Source organism: Pannonibacter sp. I15F10I1 (assembly GCF_900185665.1).
Taxonomy (GTDB): domain Bacteria; phylum Pseudomonadota; class Alphaproteobacteria; order Rhizobiales; family Stappiaceae; genus Pannonibacter; species Pannonibacter indicus.
Map to the genome: position 1 here is coordinate 473,397 of NZ_FYAN01000008.1, position 14,551 is coordinate 487,947.

Sequence of the window (14,551 nt, forward strand, 5' to 3'; positions counted from 1 at the left end):
GGATTCATGCATGAAGATTTATATGATTAATTCTCTGGTTTCGGCGCGCCGGCAGCTGCAATCCTGCCCCGTCTGTGGCATACAGTTGCGGAGCGGTTTATTTTTCCAAGCGAAATAATTCTGATTAATTTTTTTAATCTGTACATTTCTTGATTTTTCCGACGCATTTCAATTTATGAAAATTTTTTCCTTGTATATGTCGCGTTGTGGATTTCAAGTAATTGGCCTTTATTCGCGTTCTTTTGATTTTTTATTTGAGTTGATGCTTGTTGCGATTTCAATATCGATATTGATTGTTCAAAAAATCCTGATATTTGTGTCTCTATTCCGTTGGGGGAGAAGAGATAACCGTGAACAGTGCCGTAAGATCTATTGCCGGCAGGATCATGCGATTACGAGGTGATCGCAGAGGGAATGTCGTCGTCATATTCGCCTTGCTTGCATTGCCTTTGATTGCTGCCATCGGTGTTGCTGTTGATTATGGCTATGCCGTCACGGTGCGGACGCAGTTGCAGGCTGCGGCAGATGCGGCTGTGATGGCGGTGGCAAGGGAAGTTTCGCAGACCAGGGATCAGTCCAAGGCAGCGGAGCTGGGGGGCACGGTGCTTCAGGCCAATCAGGAGAATTGGCTCATCAGCAGCGATGCTGCCGTTCATGCGGTCCGCTTTGAGTCCGGCTCTGTCCAGGTGACCGTCTCCGCTCGTGTAGAGACCCATTTTTTGCGCGTTCTCGGGCGCAACACTCTGGAAGTGAGTGTGCTTGCTGAAGCGGGGCTGGGCGGCGCCAACCCCTGTATCATCGTCAAGTCTCCGTCCGCTTCCCAAGCCTTCGTTGTCAATGGGGGCGTGAATATTGCGGCAAAAGAATGCGAGATACACGTCTGGTCTACTGCGTCTCCTGCCGCCATTCTCAATGGTGGGTCAAGCATAAACGCCGCGCGGATCTGTCTGCGCGGGGACCGGATCATTCATAATGGCGGGACTTACAGCAATCTCGAGCGGAACTGTTCCCCTCTTGCCGATCCTTATGAGGGCCGGATCAGCGCTCCGGCCAGCACGCAATGCACGCAGTGGCACGGCAACTTCAATGGCCCCAGTGTCAGCCTGTCGCCCGGTGTCTATTGCGGCTGGTTCAACTTCAATGGCTCGCCTTCGGTGACCTTTCAGCCGGGCCTCTACGTCATCAAGGACGGAGGATGGAACGTCAATGGCGGCGTCTGGCGGGGGGATGGTGTTACCTTTTATTTTGCCGACACATCGAAAATTCAGTTCAACTCCGGCATGGATATCGTCCTGAGCGCGCCGAAGAGCGGGCCTTACGCCGATATTCTGTTCAGCGAGAAGCCGGGCCTGTCATCCTCGCAGTTCATATTCAACTCGACCGTCAGAGAAAACTTCAAGGGCGTGATCCACCTGCCCAGCCGGGATGTCACCTTCAATGCCAGTTCAGATGTGCAGGGCGAACAGTTCCTGCTGGTCGCCAACACGCTGGTGCTGAACTCGATCAACTGGGTGCTGAAGCCCCTTCAGTCAGGCGGTGGCGGCAGCGGCGGCTACATAAGCCGGTAATGCCTGCTCCCGGTGAGACCCGCACCGGGAGCAGCTCCAGCCCGCGCAAACGCCTGAGCCTTATCCTCATTTTGCCCTCAGCCGGGGATGGGGCGTAATCCGGGCTCGACAGGGCGGGTGCGGCGCGGCAATGTCTGGCGCATGTGCCGGCGGGGGGATGCCTGATGCGGCGGTGGTGACGTTGTTCCGGCGGAAAGTCCTGACTTGATTGCTCTGCGCCCAATCCTGAGTGTTCTCGGCTTTCTCTACGCCGCTCTTGCGACGGCCATGCTGGTGCCGGCCATGGTGGATGTGGCCAGCAAGAATGCCGACTGGCAGGCCTTTGTCTTTTCGGCCTTTCTGACCAGCCTTGCGGGCACCTTGCTGGCTCTCGCCATGCGCGGCACGCTGCGCCGGGGGCTGAACATGCGCCAGACCTTCGTGCTGACGGTGATGGCCTGGGTGACGCTGCCCGCCTTCGGCTCGCTGCCGTTCCTGTGGCTCGGCATCGGCTATGCCGATGCCATGTTCGAGGCTGTCTCCGGCTTCACCACCACGGGGGCCACCATTCTGGAGGGGCTGGATTCCCTGCCGCCGGGGCTGCTCGTCTGGCGCTCCATGCTGCAGTGGATGGGGGGCGCCGGGATTGCCATCATGGCCGTTGTGCTGCTGCCTTTCCTGAGGGTCGGCGGCATGCAGCTGTTTCAGACGGAAGTGGCCGACCGCACCGAAAAGATCGTGGCGCGCTCGGTGCAGCATATCCGGCTGATCGCCGGCTGCTATGTGCTGCTCACCTTCGCCTGCGCGCTCGCCTATGCGGCGGCCGGCATGGAGACCTTCGATGCGGTGAACCATGCCATGGCCACGGTGGCGACCGGGGGCTTTTCAACGCGCGATGCCTCCTTTGCCGCCTTTGCAGACATGCCGGCGGTGGTCTGGACGTCGGTCTTCTTCATGATCCTTGGCGCGCTGCCCTTCGTGCTGATCGTCCAGGCGCTGCGCGGGCGGCCGCTGCGGCTCTGGACCGATCCGCAGGTGCGTGCCTTCCTGCTGTTCATGGCCGTGGTGACGCTGGGCCTGACCGTGCATCTGGGCGGCACGCAGGATCTGGTTTTCCACGAAGCCTTCAGAAAAGCGGCCTTCACGGTGGTGTCGATCACCTCCACCACCGGCTTTGTGCTGACCGATTATCAGGCCTGGGGCAGCGCGGTGGCCGGTCTCGTCTTGATGCTGTGCTTTGTCGGCGGCTGTACGGGCTCGACCTGCGGCAGCATCAAGATCTTCCGCTATCAGGTGTTCTTCGGCACGGTGCGCTCGCATCTGCGCAAGATGGTGAGGCCCAACCGGGTGACGCCGGAATATTTCGGCCGCACCCGGTTGACACCCGAGCTCTCCTTCTCGGTTCTGTCCTATCTCATCGTCTATATTGGCGCAGTCGGCGCGGTCACTCTGGCGCTGTCCGTGTTTGATCTGGGCGCCATGACGTCCTTCTCCGCAGCGGCCAGTGCGATTGCCAATATTGGCCCGGGGCTCGGCCCGGTTGTCGGGCCCGGCGGCAGCTATGCGTCGGTGCCGGACGGGGCCAAATGGGTGCTGAGCGTTGCCATGCTGCTGGGGCGTCTGGAGCTTCTCACCGTGCTGGTGCTGCTCGACCGCGATTTCTGGGCAAACTGAAAGGCAGAAAATGGACTTCGAAAAGCCACTCGTTCGCGGGCGTCTGGTCAAGCGCTACAAGCGGTTTCTGGCGGATGTGGTGCTGGACAGCGGCGAGGAGATCACCGCCCATTGCGCCAATCCCGGCTCCATGCTCGGCCTCAATGCGCCCGGCTCGCTGGTCTATCTGTCCCGCTCGGACAATCCGGCCCGCAAGCTCGCCTGGTCCTGGGAGATCATCGAGGCGGACGGAGCGCTGGTCGGCATCAGCACGGCTCATCCCAACCGCTTGGTGGAAGAGGCGCTGCTGGCCGGGCTCATCCCGGAGCTTTCCGGCTTTGCCGGCCTGCGGCGGGAGGTCAAATACGGCAAGAACTCGCGGATCGACATCCTGCTGGAAGGGGCGGACGGCGGGCTCACCTATGTGGAGGTGAAGAACGTCCATCTCATGCGCCAGGCCGGGCTTGCCGAATTTCCCGATTCAGTGACGGCGCGCGGGGCCAAGCATCTGGTGGAACTGGAGGATATGGTGCGCGCCGGGCACCGGGCGGTGATGGTCTATCTGGTGCAGCGGCCCGATTGCAGCGAGCTGGATTTTGCCGCCGACATCGATCCGGCCTATGCGGCGGCCCTCAAGCAGGCCATGGCAGGCGGCGTCGAGGCCCATGCCATCGGCTGCGAGGTGACGCCGGAGTTCATCCGCGCCACCCGCAAGGTTACCATCCGCGCCTGATACCAGCTCCCGATGAGCCCGGCTCATCGGGAGTTGGTCAAGCCCGTGCGGCGCTTGAGCATCTTCAAGGCGTGATGCGTCAGCATCTCAGAGCCTTGGTATGACGAAGCGGACCGGGGCAAATGGCGTCAGCTCGGCAGGGCGAAGTCCTGCTGCGCGCCGCCGGCGACCGGGGCATTGGCAGGGGCCTGCAGCACAACGATCTTCGTGCCGTTGGGCACGCGGTTGTACAGGTCGATCACGTCCTGGTTGATCATGCGCACGCAGCCGGAGGAAACGGCGGTGCCGATCGTCCAGTATTCTGCCGTGCCGTGGATGCGGTAGAGCGTGTCGCGGCCGCCTTCGAAGATGTAGAGCGCGCGGGCGCCCAGCGGATTGTCGAGGCCCGGCGCCATGCCGTTGCGGAACTCTTCCAGTTCCGGCTGACGGGCGATCATTTCGGCCGGCGGCGTCCAGCGCGGCCATTCGCGCTTGTAGGCAATGCGGGCCGATCCGCCCCAGGTGAAGCCGGCGCGGCCGATGCCGACGCCATAACGCATGGCCTGTCCGCCTTCCATGGTCAGATAGAGGTAGCGGTTGGGCGTGTCGACGATGATGGTGCCGGTCGGCTCAGGGCTCTGATAGGGCACGATCTGACGGAAGTACTGCGGCTTGACGCGGCGCAGATCCGCCGCCGGGATCGGGAACTGCTCGTTCGGCATCGGGCCGTACATCTGCAGATATTCCGGCGGAATGTGGCTGTAGGAGGGAGCTGCGCCCTCGTAGCCATCACGGGCGAGGCCGGGCGAGGGGACCGGCTGGACATAACGGGTGTTACAGCCGGCAAGAAGTGTTGCCGAGGCGGCAACCAGAAACCGGCGACGGGAAAGCAGCATTTAAAACCTCAATTCTGATCTGGAGCCGGCGGCATTGTGCTGCACGGGCGCGGCTCCTGGCGACAAGCTCCCCGATTCAACTTTCCGGGGGCTTAATCCGTTCCATTTTCACGAAAAGTTTGATGAACGGGGTTTGGGGGGCGGGTCGTCCTGGCGGGCGGGAGGATCGCCATAAGGCTCCGGCGCTCCCAGAAACAGCGTTCCGGCGGGCACGCTCACCCGTTGCGGCTGCTCCTGCAGGGGAAAGCCCATGATGCCGGTGCACAGCATGATCTTGCAGGGCGCGCCCTGACCGGGCAGAACCGGCGCCCCGTCGTCCGGGGTGCTGGCCTTGGGGGTGATGCTGGCGATGACCCTGTAGGGCGCAGGCTGGAGAGCCTCAAGACTCACCAGTCCCGCCCTCACAAAGGCGGAATGGGCTTGCGCCGGGCGCATTACGGCAAGAGCCAGCACCAGCATCACAAGTGCTGGAGCGAGCGCCAGAATCACCAGATTTCCTCTCAGGGCCGTCATCATGGTCCCCTCATTAAGGGGGAATGTGGCAGCGAGGGGGCGGGTGAAGCCAAATCACCGTGACCGGCGGAGGAGGCGCAGCACGATCGCATCACTGTGGCAAAAAGGGCGCAGATACACTTGGGGCGCAGACACGTGCCTGCGCCCCCATGCTTTCAACTGGCGGCCGGTCAGCCGGCGGTCGTCTTGGCCAGCGGCGGCTGGAACTGCCAGCCCATGTCCCACGGGAAATAGATCCAGGTGTCCTGCGAGACTTCCGTCACGAAGGTGTCAACCAGCGGGCGGCCCATCGGCTTGGCATAGACGGTGGCAAAATGCGCCTTCGGCAGCATTTCGCGCACGACGCGGGCGGTCTTGCCGGTGTCGACCAGATCGTCGATCACCAGCACGCCGCTGCCTTCGCCCTCATCAAGGCCGATGACGCGCGGGTCGATCGGCTTGATCACCTGCAGCGAGCCCTGGTTTTCGTAGTCGTGATAGCTGGCGACACACACCGTCTCGATGGTGCGGATGCCGAGTTCACGGGCCACGATGGCGGCCGGCACAAGGCCGCCGCGGGTGATGCAGACAATGGCCTTCCATTCGCCCTGACCGGACAGGCGCCAGGCAAGGGCGCGGGCGTCGCGGTGGAACTGGTCCCATGAGACGGGGAAGGCTTTCGGCTGGTCCGGGTTTTCCATGGAGGTCTTTTCCTGTTCAGGCATTGCTGAGGGCGGCAGCGACGGCAGCTTCCACGGCCTCGGTTGCGCGGTTCAAGGGATCTTCATCACGGGCGCGGATCACGAGCTGGGTCGAGTAGTGGCCGTCCTGATTGCGGGGATAGGAGCCGATCACCGTTTCGGGATGCTCCTTCTGGATCTGGCGCAGGGCATCGGCGATGCGGCTTTCGGGCAGAGGGGCATCGACACTGCGCGACAGGATCTTGCGGCCGGTGCGCAGGGTGGGCACCACCGCGTCCAGCATGGCCTGCATGATGTTGGGCACGCCGGCCATCACATGCACATTGCCGATGCGGAAGCCGGGGGCCTTGGACACCGGGTTTTCGATGAGGTCTGCGCCGGCCGGGATGCGGGCCATGCGCTTGCGGGCATCGGTAAACTGGCCTGGCGCGTAATGGGCCTCGAGAATGGCCATGGCGCGCGGATCGTAGTCAATGCTGACGCCGAAGGCCTTGGCGATGGAATCGGCCGTGATGTCGTCGTGGGTCGGGCCGATGCCGCCGGAGGTGAAGACGTAGTCGTAGCGGCTGCGCAGGGCATTGACCGCCTCGACGATCCGCTCCTCGTCGTCCGGCACGACGCGCACTTCGCGCAGATCGATGCCGGTCATGGTCAGCACATCCGCCACATGGCCGATGTTCTTGTCCTTGGTCCGCCCGGAGAGGATCTCGTCGCCAATAACGAGAAAGGCGGCGGTCACGATGTCATTGGGCTTGTCGCTCTGCATGGCCTGTTGCCTTTCCGGGCCGTTTACCTTCAGGGATTGCCCGGCTGCTGGCAGCATCCATGCCGGGAAAAACGCTTTATCTCAGGTTTACGGCGCGCTCAAGCATGTGCAGGCGGGCGCCAGCCATAGATCCAGTCCATCCGCTGCAGCAGCGACTGCGGCGAGGACAGGCGCAGCACCGTGTCGCGGGCCAGCGCGGCGGGCAGACCAAGGTGGTAGATGGTGGAATTGGTGGCCGCCGTCTGCTGCACCTTGGCCGAGCGGGGCTGGCGCTCGCGCACATAGGCCTGAAGCGCGGCGGCGGGCTGATCCGGCCGGGCGGCCAGATGGTGCGCGAGAACGATGCCATCCTCGATGGCCATGGCCGCGCCCTGCGCCGCGAAGGGCAGCATGGCATGGCAGGCATCACCCAGCAGGGCGATGCCGCCTTTCTGCCAGATGCCGCCTGCATCGACGGCCCGCAAGGCCCAGCGGAGCCATTCATCCGGCAGCCGCAGCAGGTTCTGGGCCGGTTCAGGCCATCCGGCAAAGCGCTGCAGCAGGTTTTCCTTGCTGGCCGGTTCCGACCAGCCCGGTGCATCCCAGTCTTCTTCCACCAGCGCGACCAGATTGAACTCCCGTCCCTGCCGCAGCGGATAGTGAACAAGATGCGCCTTCCGGCCGAACCAGATGCCGGATCCGGCCAGAAACTGCGGCGGGATCAGGCTGGCCGGCACGGTTGCCCGGTAGGCGGTGCGGCCGGAGAAGACGGGAGCAGGGCCGTTGAGGATCGTCTGGCGTGTTGCGGAACGCACGCCATCGGCGCCGATCAGGGCGTGGGCTTCCAGCGTTTCGGGGGAAGTCGCCCCCTGTGCCAGCGTCACCTGCAGCTTGCCGCCTTCTTGGGAGACCGAGGACACCCGGGTGCCCAGACGCAGGGAAATGGCCGGCATGGCATGGACCGCGTCCAGCAAGGCGCGCTGGATATCGGCACGGTGGACCAGCAGATAGGGCGCGCCGTAACGGTCAGCGGCGGCGGCGCCAAGCGGCACATGGGCAAGAGTGCCGCCGTGCCTTGCGCTGCGGATCGTCAGTTCCTGCGGTTCGAAGGCGTGGCCGCGCACCGCATCCAGCACGCCGAGTGCGGCGAGCACATGCGTGGCATTGGGGGAAAGCTGGATGCCGGCGCCCACTTCCTCGAGCCAGGCGGCCTTTTCGGCCAGGATGACGGAAAAACCTTTTTGTGCCAGCGCGAGGGCGGCGGTCAGCCCGCCGATGCCCGCTCCGGCTATGATGACGGGATGCGTCATGGCCGCTCCTGACCCGAAAGGGGATGCCGGATCAGCGGCGCCCGCCGGGCGCCGCCGCAAGATACATCAGCCGGTCAGGCTTCAGGCGGCTGCCGGAACCCAGACGCAATCCGCCGGATTGGCTTCGGCGGGCTTCAGGGCCGGGTTGAACTTGTAGAGCGTCGAGCAATAGGGGCAGACGATCTGGTCTTCATCGCCCATGTCGAGGAACACATGCGGGTGATCGAACGGCGGATTCGCGCCGATGCACATGAATTCATGCGCGCCGATCTCCACGCTTTCGTGGCCGCTGCTGTTCTGGAAATGCGGGACTACGTGATCCGCCATGGCACCTGTCCAAGATTACTGTCCGGGTCAAAAGATGCGCGAACATACCGCCCCCGCGCCGGAAAGGGTAGGGGGCTTGGCGGATTTCCCGTGCGCAGCGGCGGTCCGCAGGTTCCCTGCCCCTGCATAAGGCAGATCAGCCATTCCGGGGGACTTCCAAGCGGCGGATCTTGCGCCTAAGGTATCGGACAAATTGTCTCTGCCTTTAACGTAAACGTCAGGTTCCGCATGCCCGTCTTCAAATCCGATATCGCCGACATTGCCTACATCGATGAGGGGGAGGGCGAGCCGATCCTGCTGATCCACGGCTTTGCCTCGAACAAGTCCGTCAACTGGGTCAATCCGGGCTGGGTGGATCTTCTGCTCAAGGATGGCCGCCGGGTGATCGCCCTCGACAACCGGGGCCACGGCGAGAGCGGCAAGTTTTATGATCCGGCGGACTATGGCGCGCCGATGATGGCCGAGGATGCCCGGCGGCTGCTGGATCATCTCGGCCTCTCCAGTGTTGATGTGATGGGCTATTCCATGGGCGCCCGCATCACCGCCTTTCTGGCGCTCAATCATCCGGACCGGGTGCGCCGGGCAATCTTCGGCGGCATGGGCTACGGCATGATCACCGGCATCGGGGATGGCGAGCCGATTGCCCGGGCGCTGGAAGCCGAAGGCCTGCAGGACATTCCCGATCGCACGGGCCGGGCCTTCCGCGCCTTTGCCGAACAGACCGGCGCCGACAAGCGGGCGCTGGCGGCCTGCATCCGCTCGTCCCGGCAGAAGATTTCCGAAGAGGATGTCGCCCGCATCGCCCGCCCGGTGCTGGTGGCCGTCGGCACCAAGGACGACATTGCCGGATCGCCGCAGGCGCTGGCGGACCTCATTCCGGGGGCAAGGGTGCTGGAGATCCCCAACCGCGATCACATGGTCGCCGTGGGCGACAAGGTCTACAAGCAGGGCGTCCTCGACTTCCTGGCCCAGACCGCATGAGCGCCCCCGCCGCCACCAGCTTTACCGGTGCCGAGGGCAACCGGCTTGCGGCTGACCGTTTCGGCAGCGGGACAGGCCAGCCGGTGCTGCTGCTGCATGGCGGCGGGCAGACGCGCCACGCCTGGGCGGGGGCGGGTGTCCGCCTCGCCAGGGCTGGCTTCACCGCTTACGCCATGGACCAGCGCGGCCATGGGGACAGCGAGTGGGTGGCCTCCGGCGCTTATGATTTTGCCGACTTCGGCCGGGACCTCTCAGCTGTGGCTGCACAGGTGACGGAGAGCCATGGCCGCCGGCCGGTGCTGGTCGGTGCGTCGCTCGGCGGGCTGGCCGGACTGCTGTCTGAGGGCGCGCAGACGCCGGGGCGGCTCGAAGCCATGGTGCTGGTCGATATCACCCCGCGTGTCGATGCGGGCGGCGTTTCGCGCATTCTCGACTTCATGGCCGAGAAGGTGGACGAGGGCTTTGCCACGGTGGAGGACGCGGCGGATGCCATTGCCGCCTATCTGCCGCACCGGCCGCGCCCGCGCTCGCTGGACGGGCTTGCGAAGAACCTGCGCCTTCATCCCGATGGCCGCTACCGCTGGCACTGGGACCCGGCCTTCATCGCTGCACGCCATGCAGGGGGCGAAGATCTGCGGGCAAAGGTGGAAGCCGAACTCGTCGCGGCCGCAGCCCGCCTGACCCTGCCGGTGCTGCTGGTGCGCGGCGGTCAGTCGGAACTGGTCAGCGAGGAGCATCTCGACGAATTCCGCCAGCTCGTGCCCCATGCCCGGCTTGCCGATGTGGCCGGGGCCGGGCACATGGTGGCCGGAGACCGCAATGACGTCTTCACCGGCGCGCTGCTGGAGTTTCTGCAGGATCTGGCGGTGGAGGCCAAAGCCTGAGTCGGATCAGGGTCTTGAGCCGTTTGGCTGAAGTTCTGATTCTGATTCAACTGCGCCCCGAAAGCTGAGTCGTTTCAGGTCTCTGGCCCGTGCGGTTGAGGCGCTTCTTACGCGCCCTTGAAATCCGGAGTCCGCTTTTCGAGGAAGGCGGTTCTTCCCTCTGCGAAATCGGCGCTGTCAAAACAGGCGATGGCCGCAGCTTCCGCCTTGTCATGATCGGGTGCTGATTGGCCTGCCGGGCTGGTCAGCGCCGCCTTGGTGGCGGCATGGGTCAGCGGTGCGTTTTGCGCAATCGTGGCCGCCAGTTTCCGTGCCTCGGCCTCCAGTGCGCTGTCTTCCAGAAGCTGATTGAGAAAACCCCAGTGCAGGGCCTCACCGGCTTCGATGCGCCGGGCGGTGAAGATCAGTTCCCGTGTCCGCGCCGGGCCGATGAGCGCGGCCACATCCATCAGCGCAGCCGGGGGATAGGCGATGCCAAGCCGGGCGGCGGGGATGCCGAAGCTGCTGCCCTGGCTGGCAAGGCGCAGGTCGCAAGACGCGGCAAGACCGAAGCCGCCGCCGAGGCAATGGCCGCGGATCATGGCAATCACCGGCTTGCGGCAGGCCTTCAGCGCCTCGAAGGCGGCGAGGTTGATGTCCTCATAGGTACGGGCGGCTTGTGCGTTCTTGCGGGTCTCCTCGAACTCGGAAATGTCCGCCCCGGCGCAGAAGGTCTCGCTGCCCGCACCGCGCAGGATGATGACCCGGACCCCGCCATCGGCTTCAAGAGCGGACACGGCAGCGGGCAGGGCGCGCCACATCTCCAGCGTCATGGCGTTGCGGCGCTTTTCATTGGCGATCACCAGCCAGCCGGTGCTGCCTTCAATCTGGATCTCAAGTTCCGGCGGGGGAGTGTGCGATTGTCCTGTCACGTGATATCTTCCCTGTCTGGCGCCTTGAGGGTATGGCGTCCGGTGATGAGTTCTTTTCCTTTTGGCCGGGCTTTGTTATGGCTCGCTCCGGCCTATATGAGGACGGCATGACAGGTCCGGCGCGGCAGAGGCTGCGCACAGGGCCTGCGACAGGAGACGCGCCATGGTGAACACCACTTTCAAGACGGCCAAGCCAACCGTGAGCTTGCATGATCCCGTATGGCATCAGCTTCGGGAAGAGGCCGAAAAGATGGTCATCGGCGAACCGGCTCTGTCGTCCTTCGTTTATGAGACCATTCTCAACCACGGGCGCCTTGAGGACGCGGTGATCCACCGGCTTGGCGACAGGCTGGGCCGGGACGTGGTGTCTGCCTCCCTGATCCGCCAGACCTATTCCGAAGCCCTCAGCGACGAGCCGGAACTGGGCGAGATCTTCCGCGTCGACATGATGGCCGTGTTCGACCGCGATCCGGCCTGCGAACGGCTGCTGGAGCCGCTGCTTTATTTCAAGGGCTTCCATGCCCTGCAGACGCACCGCCTTGCTCACTGGTTGTGGCGGCGCGGGCGCTCCGACTTTGCGCTGTATCTGCAGAGCCGGTCCTCCGAGATCTTCCAGGTGGATATCCATCCGGCGGTTCCTGTCGGCCGGGGTATCTTCATGGATCACGCCACGGGGCTTGTCGTTGGCTCCACGGCCGTCATCGAGGATGATGTCTCGATCCTGCAGGGCGTGACGCTGGGCGGCACCGGCAAGGAGCAGGGCGACCGGCATCCGAAGATCCGCAAGGGCGTGCTCATCGGCGCGGGCGCCAAGATCCTCGGCAATCTTGAGATTGGCCGCTGCTCGCGCATTGCCGCAGGCTCGGTTGTGCTTCAGGACGTGCCCTGCAACACCACCGTGGCCGGGGTTCCGGCGCGGGTCGTGGGGCAGGCGGGATGCGCAGAACCGGCCCGGTCCATGGACCAGCTGCTGGCGGATAAACAGCCTGACGCGTGATCCCCCTGTGGGAAAGCCCATGATTCCGGGGAAAGACGGTTCCGGCGGTTGGCTCACGGCGCTGTTCGTGTAGGTTCCGCACCCGTGAAATACGGGGACCCGAAAGGAGCGAAAGACGTGAAAGCCGACGAAATCAAGAAGCTGGAAGCCTATCTGCAGCGCAAGTTCAACCTGCCGTCCATGAAGGTGAAGGCCCGTCCGAAGAAGGACGATTCCGCCGAGGTTTACATCGGCGACGAGTTCATCGGCGTTGTCTTCCGTGATGACGAGGACGAGGACCTGAGCTGGAGCTTCCAGATGGCCATCCTGGAGATGGACCTCGAGGAAGACGACGAGGATTGATCCGGCAAGCCGCCGCTGCAGCCATGGGCAAGCGGCGCCGGCTGCCGGAACTGATCTGAAAGGGACGTGCCCTGCGCAAAGCTGCAAGGCGCGTCCCTTCTGTTTTCCGGTCTGGCGTAGCCGTCTGGGGGCGTCCAGGTCTCAGTGAGGCAGGAAACTCTCGAAAAGGGCGCCCATCTGCCGGTCCAGCCGGCCCCAGCTGCTGAGCAGCTTCATGTCGAAGCGGTAGCTGGCCACGAGATCCGGGGCGAGGCGCATGTCGCGCAGGCAGCTTGCCGGAGCATCTTTCGGCATTCTGCAGCGGGCGGCAAATCCGGTTTCAAGCCCTGTGCCGTCGTCCTCGTAGAACAGGACGTCTTCGCTGGCGCCCGCCTTGCCGGACATGTCGAGCATGTAGAGACCGGCCTGTCCCACCTGCGGCTTTCCGGCGGCAAGGCGCCGCAGCGTGGTGTCCATCCGCTCCATGACCGTTTCGACCTTGCGGGATGCCATCAGTTCCACGGTGACCGGCAGTTCCGCAGCGGCCCGGCTGCCCCTGTTCCCGCTGGTGCCCGCATAGCCCGTCATGGAGGGCCAGTTGACCTCCAGGGTCAGCCGCTCGTGGAACGAGCCTTCCTTGCGCTGCTCCGGCTTGGGCAGCATGTTCATGGGAACCGTTACCCTGCGGTCGCCAAGCCAGAGCGTGACAAGGCGGGCTTCGGCCGTGCGCAGCTCCATCCGGGTGGAGGCCTGTTCAATCCAGCCGCCAATCATCTTTGCAATATAGGCAAGGGTCAGCAGCACCAGCAGCGTCAGAATCAGGGCGGAATGGAACGGCCGGTAACCTGTTGCCTTGGGTAGGGTGACCGGCATCATGGCCGCCACCTTTCGGCTCTGCGCGCAAAGCAGCCGTCAGCATTTCCGTGCCAAAGCAGGACAGATGTTCCAGAACGGTATGGGCAGACCTGTGATGGTTGCTGCATTCGCTTGGTTTCTGTTCCGTTCGTGACCGCCGGAAACCGGCATGCGGTTTGCACTTCCCCTCCTGTCTCCGTGAGGACAGACTCACGCCCTGATGGTTAACAAGAGGTTAATGCCGTGCTTCTTGAACTGCTGCTTGCCGTTTACATGGGCTGCGCCGGCTTCGTTGCAGCGGGCCTGGTTGGAAGCGCTTATCAACTTGTTACCGACTCGCCACCCAGTTTCCAGATCCCGGCGCATAGTATCGCAGGAATTCTGGGGGTTGTTCTGGTCTGTGTCTTCGCCGGACCCTTCATCATCATGCGCAATGCCATCCGTGGACGGCGGCTGGAAGGGCGCCCGGTCGGGTGGCTGGTGGCCTCCTCCACCATTGCAGGCATGTGGAGCCTGTGCTCTGGTGTCCTCGTAATGCATTTTGCGCTGGGGCTTGCCAACTCGTGGTCGTGATCCCGGTGTGACAGACCGGGAGGAAAACATGACGCTCTACCGCCTTGAAGACCGGACGCCGGAACTTGCTGCTGACGGAGCCTGCTGGGTGGCGCCAACAGCAGTGCTGATCGGGTCGGTGCGGCTGGAGGAGGGGGCGAGCGTCTGGTTCGGCGCGGTGCTGCGCGGTGATAATGAACTGATCCTCGTCGGCAAGAACAGCAATGTCCAGGACGGCTGCGTGCTGCACACGGACATGGGCTATCCCCTGACCATCGGCGAGGGCTGCACCATCGGCCACAAGGCCATCCTGCACGGCTGCACCATCGGCAGCAATTCCCTCATCGGTATGGGCGCGACGGTGCTGAACGGCGCGAAGATCGGCCGCAACTGCATCGTGGGCGCCAATGCGCTGATCCCCGAGGGCAAGGAAATCCCGGACAATTCGCTGGTGGTGGGCATGCCGGGCCGTGTTGCGCGGACGCTGGATGCTGCGGCCGAAGAAGGCCTGCGCAAATCGGCGGCAGGCTACGTGCGCAACTGGCAGAGGTTCAAGGCCGGGCTGGCGCCCCTTTGAACTCACGACTGAATGATGATGGTCCGCCGCAATACGCCCGAAAAGGCGGGAGCCGGTCTCGCGGGGGCGGACCGGCTCCCTGAACCCGGC

At 63.8% G+C, this 14,551-nt stretch carries 17 protein-coding genes; 9 read left to right on the top strand and 8 right to left on the bottom strand.

What is annotated here, in order from left to right; genetic code table 11:
• Positions 1-350 precede the first annotated feature (350 nt).
• From IF10I1_RS08055 to sfsA, 3 genes are all read left to right on the top strand, one after another.
• On the top strand, positions 351-1,568 hold the full coding sequence (locus IF10I1_RS08055; protein WP_186391903.1) for a pilus assembly protein TadG-related protein: 1,218 nt from the start codon (positions 351-353) through the stop codon (positions 1,566-1,568).
• Positions 1,569-1,772: 204 nt separating this feature from the next.
• On the top strand, positions 1,773-3,221 hold the full coding sequence (locus tag IF10I1_RS08060; RefSeq protein ID WP_244274475.1) for a TrkH family potassium uptake protein: 1,449 nt from the start codon (positions 1,773-1,775) through the stop codon (positions 3,219-3,221).
• A gap of 10 nt (positions 3,222-3,231) precedes the next feature.
• Positions 3,232-3,933, top strand: coding sequence for a DNA/RNA nuclease SfsA (gene sfsA, locus IF10I1_RS08065; protein ID WP_186424432.1), 702 nt, complete (start codon positions 3,232-3,234; stop codon positions 3,931-3,933).
• A 128-nt stretch (positions 3,934-4,061) separates the two neighbouring features.
• Here the strand turns inward: sfsA and IF10I1_RS08070 are convergent, their stop codons facing one another.
• The 6 genes from IF10I1_RS08070 to IF10I1_RS08095 all read right to left on the bottom strand — a co-directional run bounded on the left by IF10I1_RS08070 (position 4,062) and on the right by IF10I1_RS08095 (position 8,383).
• On the bottom strand, positions 4,062-4,808 hold the full coding sequence (locus IF10I1_RS08070; protein WP_123194574.1) for a L,D-transpeptidase: 747 nt from the start codon (positions 4,806-4,808) through the stop codon (positions 4,062-4,064).
• A gap of 108 nt (positions 4,809-4,916) precedes the next feature.
• Positions 4,917-5,321 (bottom strand): hypothetical protein, encoded by a 405-nt coding sequence (locus tag IF10I1_RS08075; protein ID WP_186424433.1) that lies wholly within the window; start codon positions 5,319-5,321, stop codon positions 4,917-4,919.
• 170 nt (positions 5,322-5,491) lie between these two features.
• Positions 5,492-6,001: a xanthine phosphoribosyltransferase gene (gene gpt, locus IF10I1_RS08080; protein WP_019966479.1), complete on the bottom strand. Its 510-nt coding sequence runs from the start codon at positions 5,999-6,001 to the stop codon at positions 5,492-5,494.
• A gap of 16 nt (positions 6,002-6,017) precedes the next feature.
• Positions 6,018-6,767, bottom strand: coding sequence for a competence/damage-inducible protein A (locus IF10I1_RS08085; protein WP_186424434.1), 750 nt, complete (start codon positions 6,765-6,767; stop codon positions 6,018-6,020).
• A 98-nt stretch (positions 6,768-6,865) separates the two neighbouring features.
• Positions 6,866-8,056 (bottom strand): FAD-dependent monooxygenase, encoded by a 1,191-nt coding sequence (locus IF10I1_RS08090; protein WP_186391901.1) that lies wholly within the window; start codon positions 8,054-8,056, stop codon positions 6,866-6,868.
• A gap of 81 nt (positions 8,057-8,137) precedes the next feature.
• Complete coding sequence (locus IF10I1_RS08095; RefSeq protein ID WP_050472753.1) at positions 8,138-8,383, bottom strand: zinc-finger domain-containing protein; 246 nt, start codon at positions 8,381-8,383, stop codon at positions 8,138-8,140.
• 228 nt (positions 8,384-8,611) lie between these two features.
• On the opposite strand from IF10I1_RS08095, the gene IF10I1_RS08100 reads away from it, so the two are divergent.
• On the top strand, positions 8,612-9,364 hold the full coding sequence (locus IF10I1_RS08100) for an alpha/beta fold hydrolase (RefSeq protein WP_186391900.1): 753 nt from the start codon (positions 8,612-8,614) through the stop codon (positions 9,362-9,364).
• Entirely contained in the window at positions 9,361-10,248 is an 888-nt protein-coding gene (locus tag IF10I1_RS08105) for an alpha/beta fold hydrolase (protein ID WP_186414986.1), read from the top strand. Before IF10I1_RS08100 ends, IF10I1_RS08105 begins: the two co-directional genes overlap by 4 nt.
• Before the next feature lie 107 nt (positions 10,249-10,355).
• Here the strand turns inward: IF10I1_RS08105 and IF10I1_RS08110 are convergent, their stop codons facing one another.
• Positions 10,356-11,159, bottom strand: a complete 804-nt coding sequence (locus IF10I1_RS08110; protein ID WP_208977168.1) for an enoyl-CoA hydratase — start codon at positions 11,157-11,159, stop codon at positions 10,356-10,358.
• Positions 11,160-11,322: 163 nt separating this feature from the next.
• Between IF10I1_RS08110 and cysE the strand changes: the two genes are divergently transcribed.
• Together cysE and IF10I1_RS08120 are read left to right on the top strand one after the other, a co-directional pair.
• Positions 11,323-12,156: a serine O-acetyltransferase gene (gene cysE / locus IF10I1_RS08115; protein WP_050472756.1), complete on the top strand. Its 834-nt coding sequence runs from the start codon at positions 11,323-11,325 to the stop codon at positions 12,154-12,156.
• Positions 12,157-12,273: 117 nt separating this feature from the next.
• Complete coding sequence (locus tag IF10I1_RS08120; RefSeq protein ID WP_050472757.1) at positions 12,274-12,498, top strand: DUF3126 family protein; 225 nt, start codon at positions 12,274-12,276, stop codon at positions 12,496-12,498.
• Between the two features lie 141 nt (positions 12,499-12,639).
• Here IF10I1_RS08120 and IF10I1_RS08125 read toward each other — a convergent pair whose 3' ends face one another.
• A complete protein-coding gene (locus IF10I1_RS08125; protein ID WP_186391898.1) occupies positions 12,640-13,353 on the bottom strand; it encodes a hypothetical protein in 714 nt (237 codons plus the stop codon).
• Positions 13,354-13,575: 222 nt separating this feature from the next.
• On the opposite strand from IF10I1_RS08125, the gene IF10I1_RS08130 reads away from it, so the two are divergent.
• Both IF10I1_RS08130 and IF10I1_RS08135 read left to right on the top strand, forming a co-directional pair.
• Positions 13,576-13,905, top strand: a complete 330-nt coding sequence (locus tag IF10I1_RS08130) for a hypothetical protein (RefSeq protein ID WP_082205917.1) — start codon at positions 13,576-13,578, stop codon at positions 13,903-13,905.
• Between the two features lie 28 nt (positions 13,906-13,933).
• Positions 13,934-14,461 (top strand): gamma carbonic anhydrase family protein, encoded by a 528-nt coding sequence (locus IF10I1_RS08135; protein WP_026356126.1) that lies wholly within the window; start codon positions 13,934-13,936, stop codon positions 14,459-14,461.
• The last annotated feature ends 90 nt before the right edge of the window (positions 14,462-14,551 follow it).

Coding starts and splice junctions, on each gene's coding strand:
- sfsA (WP_186424432.1), top strand. CDS start 3,232: ATGGACTTCGAAAAGCCACTCGTTCGCGGGCGTCTGGTCAAGCGCTAC.
- IF10I1_RS08070 (WP_123194574.1), bottom strand. CDS start 4,808: ATGCTGCTTTCCCGTCGCCGGTTTCTGGTTGCCGCCTCGGCAACACTT.
- IF10I1_RS08075 (WP_186424433.1), bottom strand. CDS start 5,321: ATGACGGCCCTGAGAGGAAATCTGGTGATTCTGGCGCTCGCTCCAGCA.
- gpt (WP_019966479.1), bottom strand. CDS start 6,001: ATGGAAAACCCGGACCAGCCGAAAGCCTTCCCCGTCTCATGGGACCAG.
- IF10I1_RS08085 (WP_186424434.1), bottom strand. CDS start 6,767: ATGCAGAGCGACAAGCCCAATGACATCGTGACCGCCGCCTTTCTCGTT.
- IF10I1_RS08090 (WP_186391901.1), bottom strand. CDS start 8,056: ATGACGCATCCCGTCATCATAGCCGGAGCGGGCATCGGCGGGCTGACC.
- IF10I1_RS08095 (WP_050472753.1), bottom strand. CDS start 8,383: ATGGCGGATCACGTAGTCCCGCATTTCCAGAACAGCAGCGGCCACGAA.
- IF10I1_RS08100 (WP_186391900.1), top strand. CDS start 8,612: ATGCCCGTCTTCAAATCCGATATCGCCGACATTGCCTACATCGATGAG.
- IF10I1_RS08105 (WP_186414986.1), top strand. CDS start 9,361: ATGAGCGCCCCCGCCGCCACCAGCTTTACCGGTGCCGAGGGCAACCGG.
- cysE (WP_050472756.1), top strand. CDS start 11,323: ATGGTGAACACCACTTTCAAGACGGCCAAGCCAACCGTGAGCTTGCAT.
- IF10I1_RS08125 (WP_186391898.1), bottom strand. CDS start 13,353: ATGATGCCGGTCACCCTACCCAAGGCAACAGGTTACCGGCCGTTCCAT.
- IF10I1_RS08135 (WP_026356126.1), top strand. CDS start 13,934: ATGACGCTCTACCGCCTTGAAGACCGGACGCCGGAACTTGCTGCTGAC.